The following is a 16,540-nucleotide window of genomic DNA, read 5'->3' as shown; positions in this document are numbered from 1 at the left end:
TTGGCGCAGGCCTCAACTGGTGAACTCCGGCACATCGGCGCCAGAGAGGTCGATTCGGCCGATCAATCTGTGAATATCGCTTAACACCCAGAGATCTTTCACCTTCGGTCCCTCGAAAGTGAATACGGGCGCTCCGTACCACCAAAGATCGCACCAGCAGGATGGACGCCAAACAGGAGCTTGCGGTGCAGGCGATGGAAACGAAACTTCCGTCACGTGATTGGCTTCCTCGACCATGCCGAGGATATTCGACCACAGCCCGCACCCTCCGGCCAGCTGTGACATAAAGCCGCCAGGCGCTCGGCACCCTTGAAGCCACGGATCGATGGATCATTCCAGAGCAACTCGGTCGTCCCCCGAAGCACTACCACATCGCCAATAACAAAGTCGACAAAAAGCAGTCCCGCCTTGGGATTTGGCACAAGATTGCCGCGTGTTGAAAAAGGAATTACCCGCAAAGCCTGGAACGGTGATCTGGTCGCCCGCCACGTCAATGAAGCCCGCCTTGCCGCCGCGGTGAGAGATACCGCAATCGAACGATGATCCGTCATCTGAAGGCGCACATGACGCGACGAAGAACGTCGCTGATTGGCGGATCAGCTCTCGCGCCGCATCGTCCAAGACCTCGAACGCCTCCACCTCGCGGGACCGATTTTCTCCAATGGAGCGGATCGTGCCGAGTCGATATGGCGCGAAGTCAGCGATCATAGGAGGAGAAGTTCGGACCCAATTGACAGGCCCAGTTGCTTCTCTCTCTATGACCGCCCGAGTTGGGTATCAGGAACGCGAAAGACGCCCTTGATCGTGTCCGGATTGCAAACGCAGATCTGAACGTGAGTTTTCTGGAAGAACCCCGAGGTCGGATAGATGCGGTTACCCTCGATGAATATACCTCGCACTGTGTCAACGGGAGCTTCTCCGGCGTCCCGTCGAATTCGATGGAACATCTCGATCACAGTCTGACGCTCTGAAGGCGCGGCAGCCTCACATCCGGTGATGTTCACGAAGTCAACCGCCCCCGGTAATTACGACCAGTTCAACGTCTTCAATAAATGTCAACTCGTCTGGTTGCACGGACGCGTTGAGCAATATTCCGGACAAGAACGCCGCCCGCGAATTCGGCGTTCCCGATACCAACCTCGTATCACTGCTCAGGCCAGTGCTCGCTGGCGCGCCGATTATTCTCATCGACTATCGCGGAGCCGAGCCATCAATCATGGAAGGTATCTTTGCACAGAACAAGGGCGGCTCGCTTTTTTCCTCTCGGCATATAAGGGTGCATACGGGATGGCGAAAAGCTGCATCCTTATGCCGAATCGCTCGCACGGAGGCTCGGCACAAATTTCCGCCTGTTGAGGATAGATGGCTTCGACGAACTATTTGCCGACCTCGGCAAAGAACTGGTAGGGCGACCGCTACACAGCCGATAGCGATGCGTCTGCGCAAGCTTCACGGGTGCAGGCGTTTGACGAACGCGTGGTCGCAAGCGCTTCGCTTGACGATCTCGATCTGGATCTGACGCTATCCGTCCTGCGCGATTACTGCGAAACACTCGGGCGCGCGCCGGTTAGCGCGACACCCTGCGCGCGCTTATGAGTGAGCAAGGTCTTTCGGTAAGCGGACCCGACAATGAGCAGGTGACGGCCGGTGCGCTCATCCTGTTCGGCAAGCGGCCGAAGCATTTTTTCTCGCACGCCGTCGTGTCAGTGACAGAGGCAGGCAAGAAACGCGCAATCTACGAGGCAGTCTGATCAGCTAGTACCGGCAGCCTCTGGAAAAGATCGAAAATCCCGAGGTCAATCCGCTCTTGAAGGTGAAAAAGCGCTGCCAATGTGACGAGCGGAAGGCTGGACGTGGGATATCGCTCTTTGGGTGGAGAAGTGGAGGCGTCATGCCCCCACGATGTGCCGCCCTTCCGATTTTCTCCATCACCAACTTTCGGCGAGGGCGCCGGCCCGCTGGATCGCGGCCGTCCAAAGAGTGCGTTGGCACGAGGCCCGGATCCGTCAATTGCCCTGCGAACGCTCGTCAGCTGCAAGATCACTCGACGACCACGGGTAGAATTCTCCTTCTGTTGATACGCGCCTTCTGCGCATACCATAGTTTCCGGCATGGCTCGCCAACCAGCTGCTCAGCAAGGAATCACAAGTGATTCCTTCAACTAACGATTTCGCCAATCAGCGCGGCTGATCGACGTTATGGGAAATTGAAAGAGACCGCACAGACCATCGTCGCGCTGGCAATGCTTGATCACCTTCTTTCCTATACAAGTCCGCGCGACCCAAGCTTTTCCCATAAGGAATCAACGGTGTACTGAGGCAGTCGGAGCCCGAAGACATTGGCCAAGACCTGCTGCAGTTCGATCTTCGTTTCGAGTGTTTGTGTTTCCTTAAATTGGCTGCGAGTCAATCTGAGCTTCTTGTTAAGCAAGGTTGCACGCCCCTCGGATGTCAGCACACTCATCATGAGGACGGATGGAAAAGGCATACCGTCCCAACGTGCGCAGATGAAGTTGGCGCCCTCGAAATCTGGTGGCAGGGCGACGGCTCGGTCGATATCGAAAAGGGCGAACCATTCATCTTCGTTCTTGCGTTCAAGCACGAGCTCTCCACTGGCCGGGTCCGCCCGCAGACGAAACACGTCATGGCCAACTATTTGCTGCTCCTCCGCATCGATTCGTAACGGTGCAATCGGTGCCGGGACCGGGGAAGCCGGCATCGGCAAGCCAGTCGGAGCCCTCTATGGTCCACGATCAATGCATGATGTGTGTGCGTGGGCCACCTTCCGGAGCCCCCATGCGCACCCTGCAAAGAATGGGCCGGACCGTGAAATCGAGTGCTTCGAGCGCCAAGCCAAACAACTTGTTCAATTCGAAGCAATAGCCGCCTCGCCGGGCATCGATCAGTTTGGCCCAGATCAATTTTCAGTCAGATCGGGGATATCGCCCAGCAGAACATCAATGTTCTCATAGGGGATCGCACGCATTTGAGCCTGCTGGAGCGCAAGAAGGCCATCAACCGTTGTCGGGACTTGAGCAAGGGCGATCCGATCGAGATAGGTCGCAATTTTAAATGCCATGGCACGTCCTTGATACCTGGATTCGTTTGATTAAGGGCCGGAAGCGCGATGACTTCGCAGTGAACGTGTAGCGGCGTAAAGGTGGCCATCTCTCCTATAGAAATGAAACAGCCCGAGCACTCCGGCGACAGCCTCAGTGCCGGTATCGAGCCAACGCGCCATTTGTGCACGGCCGGAACAGCCCGTAATACTTCCGATCCGCGGCGGTTTGCAACGGCGATCTTCCAAACTTGCGACTCATTTCGTCTCGCCTCGCCGCGAACGCACCGCGTTTCAGATCCACGGTCGCCGGCGATCCGCCATCGCTGAGTAGAGAACGGCGACAGCTACCAGCTGAGGAATCGCTCTCAGCTACACTAGCAGTTTCCGCCGCGTTCAACATGACATCGCCCTTGATCAATCGTAGTTACGAAATTGCAGTTCTTGCGCTACTAACGAGCGGCTGTCGCTCTTTTGGGTTGCTCAGCCGGCCCCGCGATAAGGCGCCACGCCTGTATCGGGCAAGCAGGCGCCCTCCTATGGCGTGCCGCTCTGCCAGAACACGTCGATCGGGATGCCGCCACGCCGATACCAATAGCGGCCGACGCGCAGCCACACTGGTTTGATCGCCCCGACAATGCGTCGGCCGATCGGCACCGTGCATTCCTCATGCAAACCGCCGTGGTTGCGGAACGAAGTCCTGAACAGCTTCGGCGGGCGCGCCATGATCCAGTTGGCCACACGCACAACTTTGCTGATACCGATCACCGACTTACCAGGCAGCACGCCGACCCACATGCGGCCAATTACGGGAACAAAGTGGTGCGAGCACGTCGATCTCACAGTGATGGGGCCAAGCGCGTAGATCTCTTCCAGGCAGCCCGCGTTTGGCAAGTCCGTAGCCTCAGGCGCAGCTTCAAAGCGCCCGGCAAACACCTCGCGCACGTACATCGGCGGTCGCAGTCGTGTTGTGGTCGCGGCTGGTGTCGACAACCAGGCCCTCAAGCAAACCTGCAAGTGCTGCTCGACTTCTGCTTGTATTATCTCCACCTCACCAGGCCGGAAGTATTCTGCGACATTGGCATCTGCTCCAAAGGACACGCCTGCGTCGAGCAGGCGTTTCCGAATTACTTGCCTTGAGCTCATCAAATATTCTAGCCGGGCGCTTTGCCTCGCTCTTGCGCGAACAAGTTGATCTGCGGGCGCTTCTGCATTTCGGTAGTCCACATGATGACCTCTGGCCGTCGGAACGGCCGCTTGTCGCCACCTGATCTGCGATTACCTGCCGCGCTGGCCTTGAGATCCTGGATGATTTCGAGATTTCCACCGTGTCGGCAACATGGCCGGTCGCGCGATGCCATCCATTGTCCTGCGTAGCGCCGCCAACGTTCGAACAATGACGGAGTTGCTTGATAGAATAGATAGCTTTCATCTGAACTCTTGAGTGGTGACGGCGAGAGACCGCTATTCTTGAAACGCGTCCTTCACCGTCGCTGCAATCAACATGCCGAAAACCGCTATGCTAGTCTTGCTGGAAGACAACAACACCATGTGCCTTGCGAGCGCGCGCGGAAACATTTTACGCCCTGATGTCAGGGGCCGGACATGAACGCCTTCAAGACGACACGGCTGAAAACAAACATAAGGGCGTCAAAACATGATGCGGTCGTTTTGCCGGCCTCGCTCGCGTCTGCGCCATGTGCCTGAAACTACATTCTGTTAGCCCAATCGTGCGAGCTTCGTTCACAAACGCCTCCTCATTTATGAGACGCCTCAACAGCCTTCACTTTGCACATCGATGCCGTCACGGAGCGTCTACCCCTTCAAAGCCGCAACAACGGCGGACTGCAAATGCTGGACTCCCTCGCCAGACCCATTCTAACTTAACGCTCCAAAGAATGCCCGGGACTAAGCCGTAGTTGCCGTATACAACGTGCGCGCTAGCAGCAAGTGGCTTCGTCACATGGCAGGTCGAGCTTGCTCAATGCCTTGGCGAACGATTGCCCATAGGAGCGACTTTTGTTTTCACAGCAGTTTTCAGACGCAAACTGGCTTCGATACAATCATCGTCCCATAATCATCGTCCCATCAAGATGCTCACGCAACATGGACGTCAAAGATAAGATTGAGGCGGATCGCCACAATGGCGGCTTGGATCCGGCTGGTCGCGCCCAGCTTTCGCATCGCGTTCTTAAGATGAAAGTTCACCGTATTGTCGCTGATTTGTAATATCCTCCCGATTTCCCATGACGATTTGCCCTCTGCCACCCACCGTAGACAATCTAGTTCCCGCTGCGATAGCGCAACTCTCATATTGCAGTTATCTTCGGCCGGACGTGTGATCTCCACACAAGCGGTATGAAAGTGCCAGGCTAGTGCGTTGAGATGGCCTTTGGAGTGTTGAGGATCGGCATCGTCGAACCGAGATGCAAACGATATGACGGATAATCGACCCAATGGCCCAAACAACGGTACACTCATGCCGTGCTTGAGACCGGCCTCTCTGGCCTCATCAAGTACGCGCCGTTCGTCGGGCTGTAGTTGATATTGCTCGGCGAGTTGATCCCACAGAAAGGGCCGCGAAAGCGTCGGTGTCCGCCGGACCACCGGATCGATTTTGTGGTACTTTCGCTTAAAATATCGCTCACACCATTCGGGCGGCCACTTTACGGCCACCGCGGGCGGCGGATACTCCGGTAGACGAAGTGGCTCCGCGAAATTGAGCGCTCCGTAAGAGACTTCGCTGAAGCCTTCGTCGCTCGCACAGCTCACAAGACGCTCGAAAAGCGATCTGAGGCATTGTGTTCGCGTCGCGCATTCGGTGAAGCTGAAAAGATCCATTTTTGGCGCCTCAGCAGGCTGGCCCAAAAAGGTCGGTATTGCGCCGCTCCATTGAGCTTGTTTTGAGCGGAGGCAAGTTTCAATCCCTCGCCGAGCCGCTCCGTGATCCCGAGCTCAAGGAGCCCGGTGTCACCGCCGATGTTCGGCTTGCCGGCGAGCATGAAAATTCTGCTTGGTGCAGAGGGCACTTTGCATACGCATCTCCGGAAGAACGAGAACCTGGGGATGAGAACAGCAAGTGTTGTACCAGTTGCACCGCTCCAAAAAATCGGATTTAACGACAATGACTTGAGAGAATTGGGATAGATGCCGCGGGCGCGTGCGTTGAAGAATTCGCGACATCAGGAGGAAAGCCGACAGCGCCATTTGGCTTAGTTGTTCGTGACGATTGCCTGACTGGCTTTTTCTCTTGACGTGTGATCGGTGCCCCCTTGTGCAAGGCACCGCTGAATCGCTCATTATTGCCTGTCGCTTGCCAAGAACCTTTGAAACAAGCGGAAAAGTTCAAGGGCAGCGGATGCAGGCTATCTGAGTGGTCTGTGAGCCGAATCCCTCTGACCGACCAACACATGCATTCTGAGGCACCGACAGGGGATGAGGCGCAGACGCTCGTTGGTCCACTTTGCGCGCCGACGCTTCAATCCGTCACTGCGGCTTTTAGCGGCTTAGCAACGTTTCTCAGGACAGCGGCGCGGCTGTTGACAAACATCTGCTTCGTGTAATTCCCGCCGAAGTAATCCAGTACGAAGGTGCCGATATAATCCGGATCGCCCACGCTGAGGATTATGCTGTCGAGAATCTCGCCGATTTCGGGAATGCGCTCGCAGTAACGGGCACGGAGAACATTAACAGCGTTCATCGAGTGAACTGCCCTCGTCGGCAACCACCTCTCTCTGGCAACGAAGGAAGCTGCTGCCAAGTCCGGCATAGAACTCTCTATCCGCAGCATAGGCGCGGCAAGTACACATCTCATCAAATGCGATCATAACGATCAGAGAGAATTTGTCCTTCAAGTATTCATTCATTGCAGAAAAACTATGCGATCGAGCCTCCAATCTGTCTCGAAGATCTTTGCGGATTCACCAGCGACAAGCTCCATGATCCGGATGAAACCATCGGTGTGACGCTCTTCATCCGCGGCCCAGGCACTAAAGAACGCGTCAGCTTCGTCGGTGGCGGTCAGATTTCGGTTGAACAATTCTTGTTTTAAGTGCCTCGCGTCGTATTCAGTATACAACTCTGGCCACAACTTGTCCCGACGTGCGCGCACAGTCGATGGTCCGGCCGTGAACATCGCCGGCGTCAACTCATCGAAAAGTCTTTTGGATTCCAGTTACGTCGAATCGGCGCAATCATCCGACTGTCCGTCTCCGCGAGCGGCCTAGCAGACGGACGCCCGCAAAGCATACTGCCCCACAGCACGTATGCTGTCGCCCCGTTGTTTTGGTGGGCAATTTCGGAGACGCAACTCTTCAAACGGTTTGAAACTCGTGATCATCAACAGAAGCTCATGGGAGGCCGTCAACGGTTTTGGAGTTCGCGTGTAGTGTAGGCTGCGGTATCCCATTGCTTTCTTTGCAAACCGCTCCCTTTGATTGCGCGGCAGGCGAACTGGGGGATCTACGATTTGGCTCAATACACATCCGGATGAGATCGGCTGGACGTCCATGTGGAGGGACTATCGAGTGAGTACCTTGAAAGAGGCGCGCTTAGCTCGCGGATACGGCTGATGCCTGAAGTGACTTACTATTGCTTTGTCCTTCGCCCTTCTGGCGAATGCATCGCGCCCGGAAGGCGAGGGAATGTTTCAGCGCCAAGCGACCTCAGGCACGCCGCAGCTCTCTCGCGCAAGCTGGGTCTGTCTGCACCCTCGCCTTCTCGAGGATGACCAATCCATCGAGCGTCGAGTTCGGGAACGCCAAGGTGATCCAGAAGTTCGGGAATATGGAAGGACCCTCCTCTCGGTTGGGTGTTGTAGCCGCCAACTTCCCGGCCGCCCTGTGTATTAGGACGCATGCTCGAAGTCTGCCAGACAGACACCTTCGGGAATTGGCTCCGGGCGCTGAAAGATGCGGATGCCATTGCTCAATCGCCGCTCGCATTCGCCTTCTCGAACTCGGCAATCTTGGACGATGTGAGACCGGTTGAAGGCACTTCCGAATTGCGGTTCGACGACGGCCACGGTATTGACTTTAATTCCTTCAGCAGGGCAACACCGGGTCGTGTTCCCAGTGATGGTGTAGCTCGGTAGAGCAAGGCCGCCCCGACGCGCGCCTTCAAATAGCGCCGTAGCGGGCGGGCGGCTTTGCGGTGGTCACCGGCAGTTCTCCGGTAGGATCGGGTTGCGACACGCCAACGCAACGGAGGAACCATCGATGACCGACGACATGATGTACCTGCGCACACTCGTAGAGAAGACCCCTGATGCCGATCTCTTGCGCGAGATGATCGGCTTTGCCGCCCAGCGTCTGATGGAGCTTGGAGTCGAAGCCCAGACCGGGGCGAGCTACGGCGAGAAGAGCCCCGAGCGCCAGGCCCAGCGCAAAGGTTACCGGGAGCGGATCTGGGGGACCCGCGCCGGCGCGGTCGAACTGCCCATTCCAAAGCTGCGCAAAGGTTCCTACTTCCCGGGCTTCCTGGAGCCGCGCCGCATGACCGAGAAGGCGCTCACCGCCGTGGTGCAGGAAGCTTATGTGCAGGGCGTCTCGACCCGTTCGGTGGACGATCTGGTGCAGGTGATGGGCATGACCGGCATCTCCAAGAGCCAGGTCAGCCGGCTGTGTGGCGAGATCGACGACAAGGTGAAGGCCTTCCTCGCCCGCCCAATCGACCGCCGAAACTCCGGCTCAAGTAAACCGCGCCGTGCTTCCATGCCCGAAGCGACTCCATAATACCCTCAGCGCGAACATCATTCCGTTTCTCGAATTAAAGCTGGCTGAAGAGCTCGCTTCAAGTTCGGGGAACTGAGCCACCACTTTTCTCAGTATGCCACCGAGGCGTCTCCCGCTCCTAGAAAGCGGCGGTCGCCATGGTATGCCGCCGCTACGGGGATCAGAATTTGGCGCACTGCACCCTCCCCAAACCTTAAAGGCGCGCGCGTCCACAATGAATTCGCGCCCTGACTTGCTTGAGCCCGCACTCTCTAGAATGCCATCGACTTCAGAAGCCTTCGCGCAGATCGCGCAGTCTCAAAACCGCGTGGACAAATGCAAGATCGATGATGCCGTTGGTCGGCGCCTCGACCAGAGCACAACGGTGCTTTCAATTTGTACCGTCACTCAAATGATCGGCGAAGCTTAGCGGTGATTCTCGAGCACTCCGAAATGGAACAGGTTTGCGGGCCCGATCAACTACCAACCCTCGTAATTGATCTAGATGACGGAAGCATGTCACCTATCGATTGATGAAATCGGCCGGTCTAGACGTCACGCCTCATCACAAGGAATTGGAATGCAAGACCGATTACCATCTGTTCTCGCAAACGGCCCTGATCAACCCGCCGGTTCCTCACGTGCTGAAATCCTGCGCGCCGAAATCTGCTCCCGCAGAGAGCTATCGTTCCTCATGGAAGTGCATGATGGTCTCTCCGCCGCGATCGCTGAGCGCGCAGGGTTCAAAGGCCTCTGGGCATCTGGCCTGTCTATTGCCTGCTCCCTGGGCTACCGCGATGCCAACGAAGCGTCGTGGAGCCAACTCGTAGACGTAGTCGAGCGGATCGTGGAATCGAGCGGACTTCCTGTGCTCGTTGACGGAGATGGCGGCTTCGGGACTTTCAACAATGCGCGCCTCGTGGCACGAAGGCTCCGTCAGCGCGGAGCAGCCGGCGTCGCGCTCGAGGACAGCTGTTTTCCGAAGATGAACTCGTTTGTTGGGGGATCGGCACCCCCTCGCCGACATCGACGAATTCTCTGGCCGCCTCCGCGCAGTGAAGGATACCGTGGCGGACGACTTGATCTTGGTGGCAAGGATCGAGGCGTTGATCGCTGGGCATGAGATGGACGAAGCACTTTCGCGCGCTCACGCCTACGCCGACGCGGGAGCCGATGCGATCCTTATTCATTCGCGAAAGAGCACCGCGGACGAAATCCTATCGTTCGCGCGCGCTTGGCAGAACAAATTGCCGGTCGTGATCGTTCCGACGAAATACTATCGAACACCGATCTCTGCATACCGCAAAGCCAACATCTCTACGGTGATCTGGGCCAACCACTCCATGCGAGCGGCAACGGCGGCAATGCGGCAAGTCTGCGGTCGCATCATCGCTGAGGAAAGCACCGCGAGCATTGAGCCGCATATTGCTACTCTCGAGGAAGTCTTCGAACTGTTCAAGTATGACGAACTCGCCCGTGCGGAAACGCGATATTTGCGGCCCGACGCTGAACTGCGCAAATAGGGTTTCGTCGACACAGGAGCGCATATTCGTTGTCGAAGACCTACTGTTCTTGACTTCCTCCGGGTTCGACTGCAATCTGAAATGCCTAACCATTGCACTGAGAATAGATGGCGTAGCACGCCTCACTCAACCGAAATGCGCACTTTGCCATCTCGGCAGCTCGAGGCACCGGATCCAGCGCCCCCCTTCTGTCTGGAGAAAGGACCGACGAGGACCATTTGTCTGTCTTCACGCTTGGGCTCCATTTTCAGATGGCTTCGGCAGACCTGATGTCGCTTCAGCATGCCTACGCTGGCAAGACGTCCGTCGGTGTTTCACCTTAGAGGCGCGACGAAAACGGAACTAAACGGTGACCGATGCTCCCAAGAACGCCGTCATTCTCGCCGCTGGCTGCGGCTCTCGCCTGCGTCCTCTGACAGATCTGCGGCCGAAGTCGCTGGTCGAGGTCAACGGCACTTCGATTCTTCACAACGCTCTGCGCAATCTGAAAGCTGTCGGCGTGGAAGAGGTGACGATCGTCGTGGGTTACCGCAAAGACGCCATTCAATATGCCTGCGGTAGCCACTTTGGCGAGCTCAAAATCAAATATGTCGAGTCGACCGTCTTCGACCGCACCGGAAGCGCCTATTCTTTGTGGCTGGCGCGCGACGCTCTTCTCTCCGGAGACTGCTTTCTTCTCGAGGGCGACGTCTTTTTTGAAGAGGATGCGCTGCGACACTTGATGGTCTGCCGGGGGACTGACGTAGCTGCAGTCGTTCCCTTCGATGATTCAATGGAAGGGTCGGCCGTTCTGTTGTCGCAGAACGGCTTCATCTCAGGTTTTCGATTGAAGCAAACCGCGGCAAATCTTGTTGCGGATGGCCCACAGCTTTTCAAGACGATGAACCTTCTACGGCTTTCGGCGCCGACACTCAAGGCAACGATCGTACCGACACTGGACGATATCATCGCCGCTGGAGCTCGGCAGACCTACACCGAAGAACTTTTGGGTTATCTGATAGAGAGGCGAGGCCTACAGCTCGCCGCGGCGCGATGCGATGGCCTCAGCTGGCACGAAATTGATAATGCTGACGATTTGGAGATTGCCGAGCGCATTTTCAAGGACCGAACGAAGCCCTACACGGCGAGACGTGATTTGCAAACGAGGTGAGAGTTCAATGCTAAAATACCTTTGGGATCCAGCGAACGCCATAACGATCACAGGTCTTCTCTTTTCCTCCGCCAGTCTGTTTTTAGCTCTCTCTGACCGCCTTGAGCTATCCGTGGCAGCAGCGCTTTGGGCTATTCTATCGGACCACCTCGACGGGGTTGTGGCAGGTCGCACGAAAGGTCGCGATCCGGATGTCGCAAAAATGGGAGCGAGCCTCGATGGATTTGCAGATATCGTCTATGGAGCTGTTGTGCCTGCGGTAGTTGTGGTACAGGTCAGCCAAGCTTCACAACTCGCGCTTGCGACCGCAACAGCTCTACTGGTGACGGGAGCAATAAGGCTTAGCTACTTTGCGAACTTCGGCAGGTCGCGCGATGGACGCTTCTTGGGCGTCCCCTTGTCATACGACGTACCGCTCTTGGCGCTCCTATTTCTTTTTAAGCCTCTTATTCCTGCTGAAGCATTTCCTGACGTCGTAAACATTGGCCTCTTGCTGCTCGCTACAGCGCATGTCGCGCCTGTTCGCGTGCTACCACTCAGCGCAACAATGTATACGGCAATAAGCATCTTCGCCGTCGCGTCGTCGGTGGTTTTAGCCAGTCGCTCCTTTGATTTCGGATGGAAGTATGATCCAGCGACTGGCCTTCTTCGTGTTGCAGGCTTCCCTCCATCCAGGTCACATGATGACGTGTAGTCTCGCCAACCGCGGCGTGCACCAGACTTGTTGCCGAGAGCATTTCCGCACCAATCGGCACTGCTCGATGCTTGTTCGCCGTGAGCTTGTCGAGAGATCGCGACCATCTTGCAATTTTCGTTTGTCCTGAAATATTTGAGCTAGTCGCACTCATGAACAGCGCAGCACAAATGGACGTATCCCTTAGGTCGGACGAGGTCTCTGACCTGATCAACCGATTCCCCGGCGGCTATTGGAATTATGACATCAAGGACTTCGTCCTTCTGGTAACCCCTTATTTTCCGCCGCAGGCGTTCCTTGACAAACTTAAGAACGCTCTACCGCGGCTTATTACCTGCTATCCCTCTCCTAATGCGCAGATGGTCCAGCTTCTTGCGGATGCGGTGAAGACGCCAGCGAATAATCTTGTCATTTGCAATGGCGTGGCTGAACTCATTCCCATCTTCCTTGGTCGACTGGGTATGAGGATTGCTGTCCCGGTCCCAACCTTCAATCCTTATGAAACCACCGCCTTGCCCGGGCGGTTGTCACGCTTTTTTCACCGCCAGATTTTGAACTCGATGTGCACCGCTACGCAGCATTTGCGCGTACAAATGGTGTCAATGGCGCAGTCGTGATATCGCCGAATAATCCCACTTCGCGGATGGTTCCCTATGCCGATTTACTATATCTCGCTTCGGCGCTTCGAGCTCAACAGCAACTGCTACTAATCGATGAGTCATTTATCGAGTTTAGTGAGCTCGGACGAAGTGCGAGCCTGGAAAATCACTTGCTCGAATTTCCCAATGTGATCGTTCTCAAAAGCCTCGGAAAGATTTACGGGACATGCGGTTTGCGGATCGGGTATGCGGCATCGGCAAATGTAAAGACGATGCACGAAATTAGAGCCGCCCTCCCCACGTGGAATGTCAATACGTTTGCTGAGTTTTTTCTAAGCAAGCTTCCTCACCTGGCGCACGCGGCCAAGCAGAGTTGGGTGAGGGTGGGCAGCGACAGGGACAAACTATACGCAGACCTGCGCAGCATCGACGGAATGAGAGTTCTGAAGCCCGACGCAAATTTCGTGTTCTGCGAACTCCCGGCCCATTGGCCGGATGGAGACGTGATCGCCTCAAAACTCTTAAAGGATCGACGGATATTGATCAGGCACAATGGCGGCAAGACGCTTCAGGATGGCAAACGATTCTTGCGCATCGCAAGCCGCACTGAAGACGACAATAAGCTTTTGGTGGAAGGATTGAAAGACATCGCTGATTAGCGCCCGGTATCGAGCCTTCAAGTTCGCCGGGGTGGGCCCCAAGACACTTCGACACGGAGCGAAAGGCACAGTCTCGGCTCCGCCGGAGCGGGCCATCGTCGCCTTCGGCGTTCACCCCTCAAAAAGGAACCAGCGGGACAGCGCGCTGCGTGGCTATATTTCCAGAATTTGCTAGCTTCCCCGAGCGCGCGCCTGCGGACTTCATCGATTGCGAGATCGGCGAGAACGCTTCGAGCCGCATCGCGCAGGTTCGGATCGCGAGACGCTCCGGAGCGGCTATCGCTCCGGAGCTTACCCGTGATGCGGTACGGTCATCGGAAGTCTACTCGCCGGCTGTTAGTGGGCAATAGGACCCGGATGCACTCAAGGAGATGACCTTGTCCGTCGGCAGGACCGGCGCATCCATCGCGGATCGCCGGCCCCTGGCACGGTGCGATCCGTCAGCGCCGAACCTGCGGCAGGTTCACCTCATATTGCGAAAGTGCCCCGCATCTAGCAGGCTGTTGAAAGAGGCGCTCGCCGCGGACCAGCGACCGTGATTCATTGGCTCCGACGAGATTCGGAGATGGTGCGTGCGCGGCGGGGAGAATCGAACGGGCTAGCTGTTCAGCTACGTTGACATGGAGGCGCGGGTGCGACGTGATCATCCGCTGCGGGCGATCCAGACGATTGAACGAGGTGCTGTCGACGCTGGAGCGTGAGTTTGCCGCGTTCTATTCGCCGATTGGGCGGCCGTCGATCCCGCCGGAGAATCTGCTGCAGGCGATGCCGTTGCAGGCGTTGTATTCGGTCCGCTCGGAGCGGCTCCTGATGGATCGATGGAGCGGCTGGAATACGACGTTCTGTTCCGCTGGTTCGTCGGCATCGGCGTTGACACCCAGCCTGAAACCATTCGGTGCTCTCGAAGAACTGAGACCGGTTGCTGGAAGGCGACATCGCGGCCAAATTGCTGGCGGCGGTGCTGGCGCAGCCCAAGGTGAAGAAGCTTCTATCGAGCGATCACTTCATGAGTCCACGGCACGCTGATGGAGGCCTGGGCCTCGATGAAGAGCGTCAGGCCGAAGGATGGCCCCGGCGAGCCGCCGGCCCAAGGCGGCGGGCGCAATGCCGATGCGGACTTCCATGGCCAGAAACGCTCCAACGAGACCCATGCTTCGATCACCGATCCGGACGCCAGGCCGTACCGCAAGGGCAAAGGCAAGGAGACGAAGCTGTGCTTCATCGGACACGGGCTGATGGAGAACCGCCACGGCCTGCTGGTCGACGCGTGCCTGACACAAGCCGACGGGCATGCCGAGCGGGTGGCCGCGCTGCACATGATCGAGCCTCGTGCCGACCGGCCGACAGCGATCACGCTTGGCGCCGACAAAGCCTACGATGCAGAAGCCTTCGTCAACGAGTTGCGAGCAAGCTGTTGAAGAACTCAGCCGCGTTCGCAAACGAAGGCTGAATTATCGCCATTGTGGATGTAGAAGTGGCCGACGAGCCTGCCTGCAGTGCCGATCATAGCCCATCCACGACCATGGGACGGGTCATTCTCGTCGTGCCCTTCCCATGAAAACTCGGGGCAGGCCGATCTGTCGCGGGTGCCGTAGCGCACGTCCAGGAAGCCCTTGAGAGTCCTAATCTTACTGCGTCATAAATTTTTGCGCGATCGCGGACGCAGGATCGCTCTTGCGCAACATGGACATCGCGACAGACTTCTGACGAGGGCGAGAACGAGCCGTCGACGCATCGTCGCAATCGAGTTTGGAATGTGCCGTTCGGTGCGCAGCGGCGGAGCCTCTGGGTTTGTAACCTTCGGGAAGGGCAGGCGTTTGGAATAGCCCGGCTGAACGAGGCGCTGAGGGGGGAATCGTCTCCCTTTCGGAGATGAGGAATCCGTAAGCCGCTATGCATAGTGTGGCATGGTGGTGGAAGCCGCGCCAACCGCGCCCTTCGAAGTGGCCGAGCCCGACCTCCTGCTTGAGTTCCTGATAGTCGCGCTCAATGCGCCAGCGCAGTTTTGTCAGGTCGACCAACCGATGGAAGGCGATCTTTTCGGGAACGGTCGAGAGCCAATATTTTGTCGGCTCGGCCTCGTTCTTCGGCCACTCGATCAACAGCCATTCTTCCGGGCGGCTCTTGGTGAGGTTGTAATCGCGATGGGCAACCCGCACGCGCACCCGAGCAAAGCGCGAGGTGAGCTGCTCGGCCGAACCTTCGCGCCACGCGATCGTGCGCCATGCCTTTGCCGGCAAGCCGAGCGCGAGTTTCTTGACCGAGATTGGCTGATGATGGCGATCACGCCGTATCAACTTCGGCGGCCTTCCCTGGCCCGACCATCTTTTGGCGCGCAGCGGCACCATGCCCGGCGCCCACACCGTGGTGTTCGGTAGAATGCCAGCGACATAGCTCAACCCCAGCGTTGCGATATCCGTGCGCAGTTCGGTGTTGGCACCGTAACCGGCATCCATCAGCACGACGCCGCGCGGCAGGCCGGCCTCGCAGGCCTTACGAATCTGATCGAACGCGATCTGCGGCTTGGTCTTGAAGACAATGTCCTCAGGAATGCCGGCCTTTCGCCGGCGTGCGCGATCTTGCCATTCCTGCGGTAGGTACAGGCGATAAGCGACCGGCAGGCTGGCGTGGTGATTGGCAATCGACAGCGACACCGCGACCTGACAATTGTCCTGCTTGCCGAGTTGGCCGCAATACTGTCGTGCCACTCCTACTGAATGCCGGCCCTGCTTGGGAAAACCTGTGTCGTCGATAATCCAGGCCTCGATCGGTCCATGACGCTCGATCCGCGGCAGCACCATCTCGCGCACCTTGGTCAAGACCTTCTCGTCCGACCAGCGCCCTTCACCGACAAAATGCAGCAGCGATTGATGCTGCGCCCGCTGTCCGTTCAGGCGCGGTGATCGCCGCCATCGGTTCCACGCTCTTGCGTTCGCATGGCATCATCAGACCAACGCAGTAATCCCGTAACGGCTTCGCCCGGTCTGCATGGCCGATCACGCTCACAAGCCCCTCGACATAGGCCGCAAACCGCGATTCACTCCCGTCCGATCTTGGGTGACCCATCCCAGCTCTCCATGCCGAAAAACGAATCTCCCGAAAATACCAGCAATTCCAGGATCAAAGATCGCGACTTTCTGACTCAGT

General features: G+C 57.2%; 14 protein-coding genes and 5 pseudogenes. 8 read left to right on the top strand and 11 right to left on the bottom strand.

The genetic code is table 11. From position 1 onward, the window contains the following. Positions 1 to 12: 12 nt before the first annotated feature. The 9 genes from ACVWW3_RS37705 to ACVWW3_RS37665 form a co-directional block, all read right to left on the bottom strand. Entirely contained in the window at positions 13 to 285 is a 273-nt protein-coding gene (locus ACVWW3_RS37705; RefSeq protein ID WP_456651342.1) for a hypothetical protein, read from the bottom strand. Positions 286 to 330: 45 nt separating this feature from the next. Then, complete coding sequence (locus ACVWW3_RS37700) at positions 331 to 708, bottom strand: hypothetical protein (protein WP_456651343.1); 378 nt, start codon at positions 706 to 708, stop codon at positions 331 to 333. A gap of 1,554 nt (positions 709 to 2,262) precedes the next feature. Next, positions 2,263 to 2,718 (bottom strand): arylamine N-acetyltransferase, encoded by a 456-nt coding sequence (locus ACVWW3_RS37695; RefSeq protein ID WP_456651344.1) that lies wholly within the window; start codon positions 2,716 to 2,718, stop codon positions 2,263 to 2,265. Positions 2,719 to 2,752: 34 nt separating this feature from the next. After that, complete coding sequence (locus ACVWW3_RS37690; RefSeq protein WP_456672445.1) at positions 2,753 to 2,860, bottom strand: hypothetical protein; 108 nt, start codon at positions 2,858 to 2,860, stop codon at positions 2,753 to 2,755. Between the two features lie 56 nt (positions 2,861 to 2,916). Then, positions 2,917 to 3,078: a hypothetical protein gene (locus ACVWW3_RS37685; RefSeq protein ID WP_456651346.1), complete on the bottom strand. Its 162-nt coding sequence runs from the start codon at positions 3,076 to 3,078 to the stop codon at positions 2,917 to 2,919. A gap of 516 nt (positions 3,079 to 3,594) precedes the next feature. After that, a complete protein-coding gene (locus ACVWW3_RS37680) occupies positions 3,595 to 4,008 on the bottom strand; it encodes a GTP cyclohydrolase I (RefSeq protein ID WP_456652096.1) in 414 nt (137 codons plus the stop codon). Between the two features lie 1,146 nt (positions 4,009 to 5,154). Continuing rightward, positions 5,155 to 5,898, bottom strand: a complete 744-nt coding sequence (locus ACVWW3_RS37675; RefSeq protein ID WP_456651347.1) for a helix-turn-helix transcriptional regulator — start codon at positions 5,896 to 5,898, stop codon at positions 5,155 to 5,157. Further along, positions 5,826 to 6,059: a hypothetical protein gene (locus tag ACVWW3_RS37670; RefSeq protein WP_456651348.1), complete on the bottom strand. Its 234-nt coding sequence runs from the start codon at positions 6,057 to 6,059 to the stop codon at positions 5,826 to 5,828. Before ACVWW3_RS37670 ends, ACVWW3_RS37675 begins: the two co-directional genes overlap by 73 nt. 476 nt (positions 6,060 to 6,535) lie before the next feature. Continuing rightward, positions 6,536 to 6,757, bottom strand: a complete 222-nt coding sequence (locus ACVWW3_RS37665) for a hypothetical protein (protein WP_456672360.1) — start codon at positions 6,755 to 6,757, stop codon at positions 6,536 to 6,538. 165 nt (positions 6,758 to 6,922) lie between these two features. On the opposite strand from ACVWW3_RS37665, the gene ACVWW3_RS37660 reads away from it, so the two are divergent. The 8 genes and pseudogenes from ACVWW3_RS37660 to ACVWW3_RS37625 all read left to right on the top strand — a co-directional run. Beyond that, positions 6,923 to 7,108: a hypothetical protein gene (locus ACVWW3_RS37660; protein ID WP_456672359.1), complete on the top strand. Its 186-nt coding sequence runs from the start codon at positions 6,923 to 6,925 to the stop codon at positions 7,106 to 7,108. Between the two features lie 1,165 nt (positions 7,109 to 8,273). Next, positions 8,274 to 8,729, top strand: a pseudogene (locus tag ACVWW3_RS37655) (transposase); the annotation flags it as partial. Between the two features lie 733 nt (positions 8,730 to 9,462). Then, a pseudogene (gene aepX, locus ACVWW3_RS37650) lies at positions 9,463 to 10,291 on the top strand (phosphoenolpyruvate mutase). 349 nt (positions 10,292 to 10,640) lie between these two features. Further along, positions 10,641 to 11,441, top strand: coding sequence for a phosphocholine cytidylyltransferase family protein (locus ACVWW3_RS37645; RefSeq protein ID WP_456651350.1), 801 nt, complete (start codon positions 10,641 to 10,643; stop codon positions 11,439 to 11,441). Positions 11,442 to 11,448: 7 nt separating this feature from the next. Continuing rightward, positions 11,449 to 12,135, top strand: coding sequence for a CDP-alcohol phosphatidyltransferase family protein (locus tag ACVWW3_RS37640; protein WP_456651351.1), 687 nt, complete (start codon positions 11,449 to 11,451; stop codon positions 12,133 to 12,135). A gap of 152 nt (positions 12,136 to 12,287) precedes the next feature. Continuing rightward, complete coding sequence (locus ACVWW3_RS37635; RefSeq protein WP_456651352.1) at positions 12,288 to 12,752, top strand: hypothetical protein; 465 nt, start codon at positions 12,288 to 12,290, stop codon at positions 12,750 to 12,752. Further along, positions 12,698 to 13,393, top strand: coding sequence for an aminotransferase class I/II-fold pyridoxal phosphate-dependent enzyme (locus tag ACVWW3_RS37630; RefSeq protein WP_456672358.1), 696 nt, complete (start codon positions 12,698 to 12,700; stop codon positions 13,391 to 13,393). The genes ACVWW3_RS37635 and ACVWW3_RS37630 overlap by 55 nt, the downstream gene beginning before the upstream one ends. 620 nt (positions 13,394 to 14,013) lie before the next feature. Next, positions 14,014 to 14,802: pseudogene (locus tag ACVWW3_RS37625) on the top strand (IS5 family transposase); the annotation flags it as partial. A gap of 14 nt (positions 14,803 to 14,816) precedes the next feature. Here ACVWW3_RS37625 and ACVWW3_RS37620 read toward each other — a convergent pair. Together ACVWW3_RS37620 and ACVWW3_RS37615 are read right to left on the bottom strand one after the other, a co-directional pair. Further along, positions 14,817 to 15,011, bottom strand: a pseudogene (locus ACVWW3_RS37620) (hypothetical protein); the annotation flags it as partial. 10 nt (positions 15,012 to 15,021) lie between these two features. After that, positions 15,022 to 16,459: pseudogene (locus ACVWW3_RS37615) on the bottom strand (IS701 family transposase). Between the last annotated feature and the right edge of the window lie 81 nt (positions 16,460 to 16,540).

It is taken from the genome of Bradyrhizobium sp. LM2.9 (assembly GCF_054056555.1).
Note: the sequence above shows the minus strand (reverse complement) of the source record. Positions and strands in the feature narration are given on the sequence as shown.

Coding starts and splice junctions, on each gene's coding strand:
- ACVWW3_RS37705 (WP_456651342.1), bottom strand. CDS start 285: ATGTCACAGCTGGCCGGAGGGTGCGGGCTGTGGTCGAATATCCTCGGC.
- ACVWW3_RS37700 (WP_456651343.1), bottom strand. CDS start 708: ATGATCGCTGACTTCGCGCCATATCGACTCGGCACGATCCGCTCCATT.
- ACVWW3_RS37695 (WP_456651344.1), bottom strand. CDS start 2,718: ATGCCGGCTTCCCCGGTCCCGGCACCGATTGCACCGTTACGAATCGAT.
- ACVWW3_RS37685 (WP_456651346.1), bottom strand. CDS start 3,078: ATGGCATTTAAAATTGCGACCTATCTCGATCGGATCGCCCTTGCTCAA.
- ACVWW3_RS37680 (WP_456652096.1), bottom strand. CDS start 4,008: ATGTACGTGCGCGAGGTGTTTGCCGGGCGCTTTGAAGCTGCGCCTGAG.
- ACVWW3_RS37675 (WP_456651347.1), bottom strand. CDS start 5,898: ATGGATCTTTTCAGCTTCACCGAATGCGCGACGCGAACACAATGCCTC.
- ACVWW3_RS37670 (WP_456651348.1), bottom strand. CDS start 6,059: ATGCTCGCCGGCAAGCCGAACATCGGCGGTGACACCGGGCTCCTTGAG.
- ACVWW3_RS37665 (WP_456672360.1), bottom strand. CDS start 6,757: ATGAACGCTGTTAATGTTCTCCGTGCCCGTTACTGCGAGCGCATTCCC.
- ACVWW3_RS37640 (WP_456651351.1), top strand. CDS start 11,449: ATGCTAAAATACCTTTGGGATCCAGCGAACGCCATAACGATCACAGGT.
- ACVWW3_RS37635 (WP_456651352.1), top strand. CDS start 12,288: ATGAACAGCGCAGCACAAATGGACGTATCCCTTAGGTCGGACGAGGTC.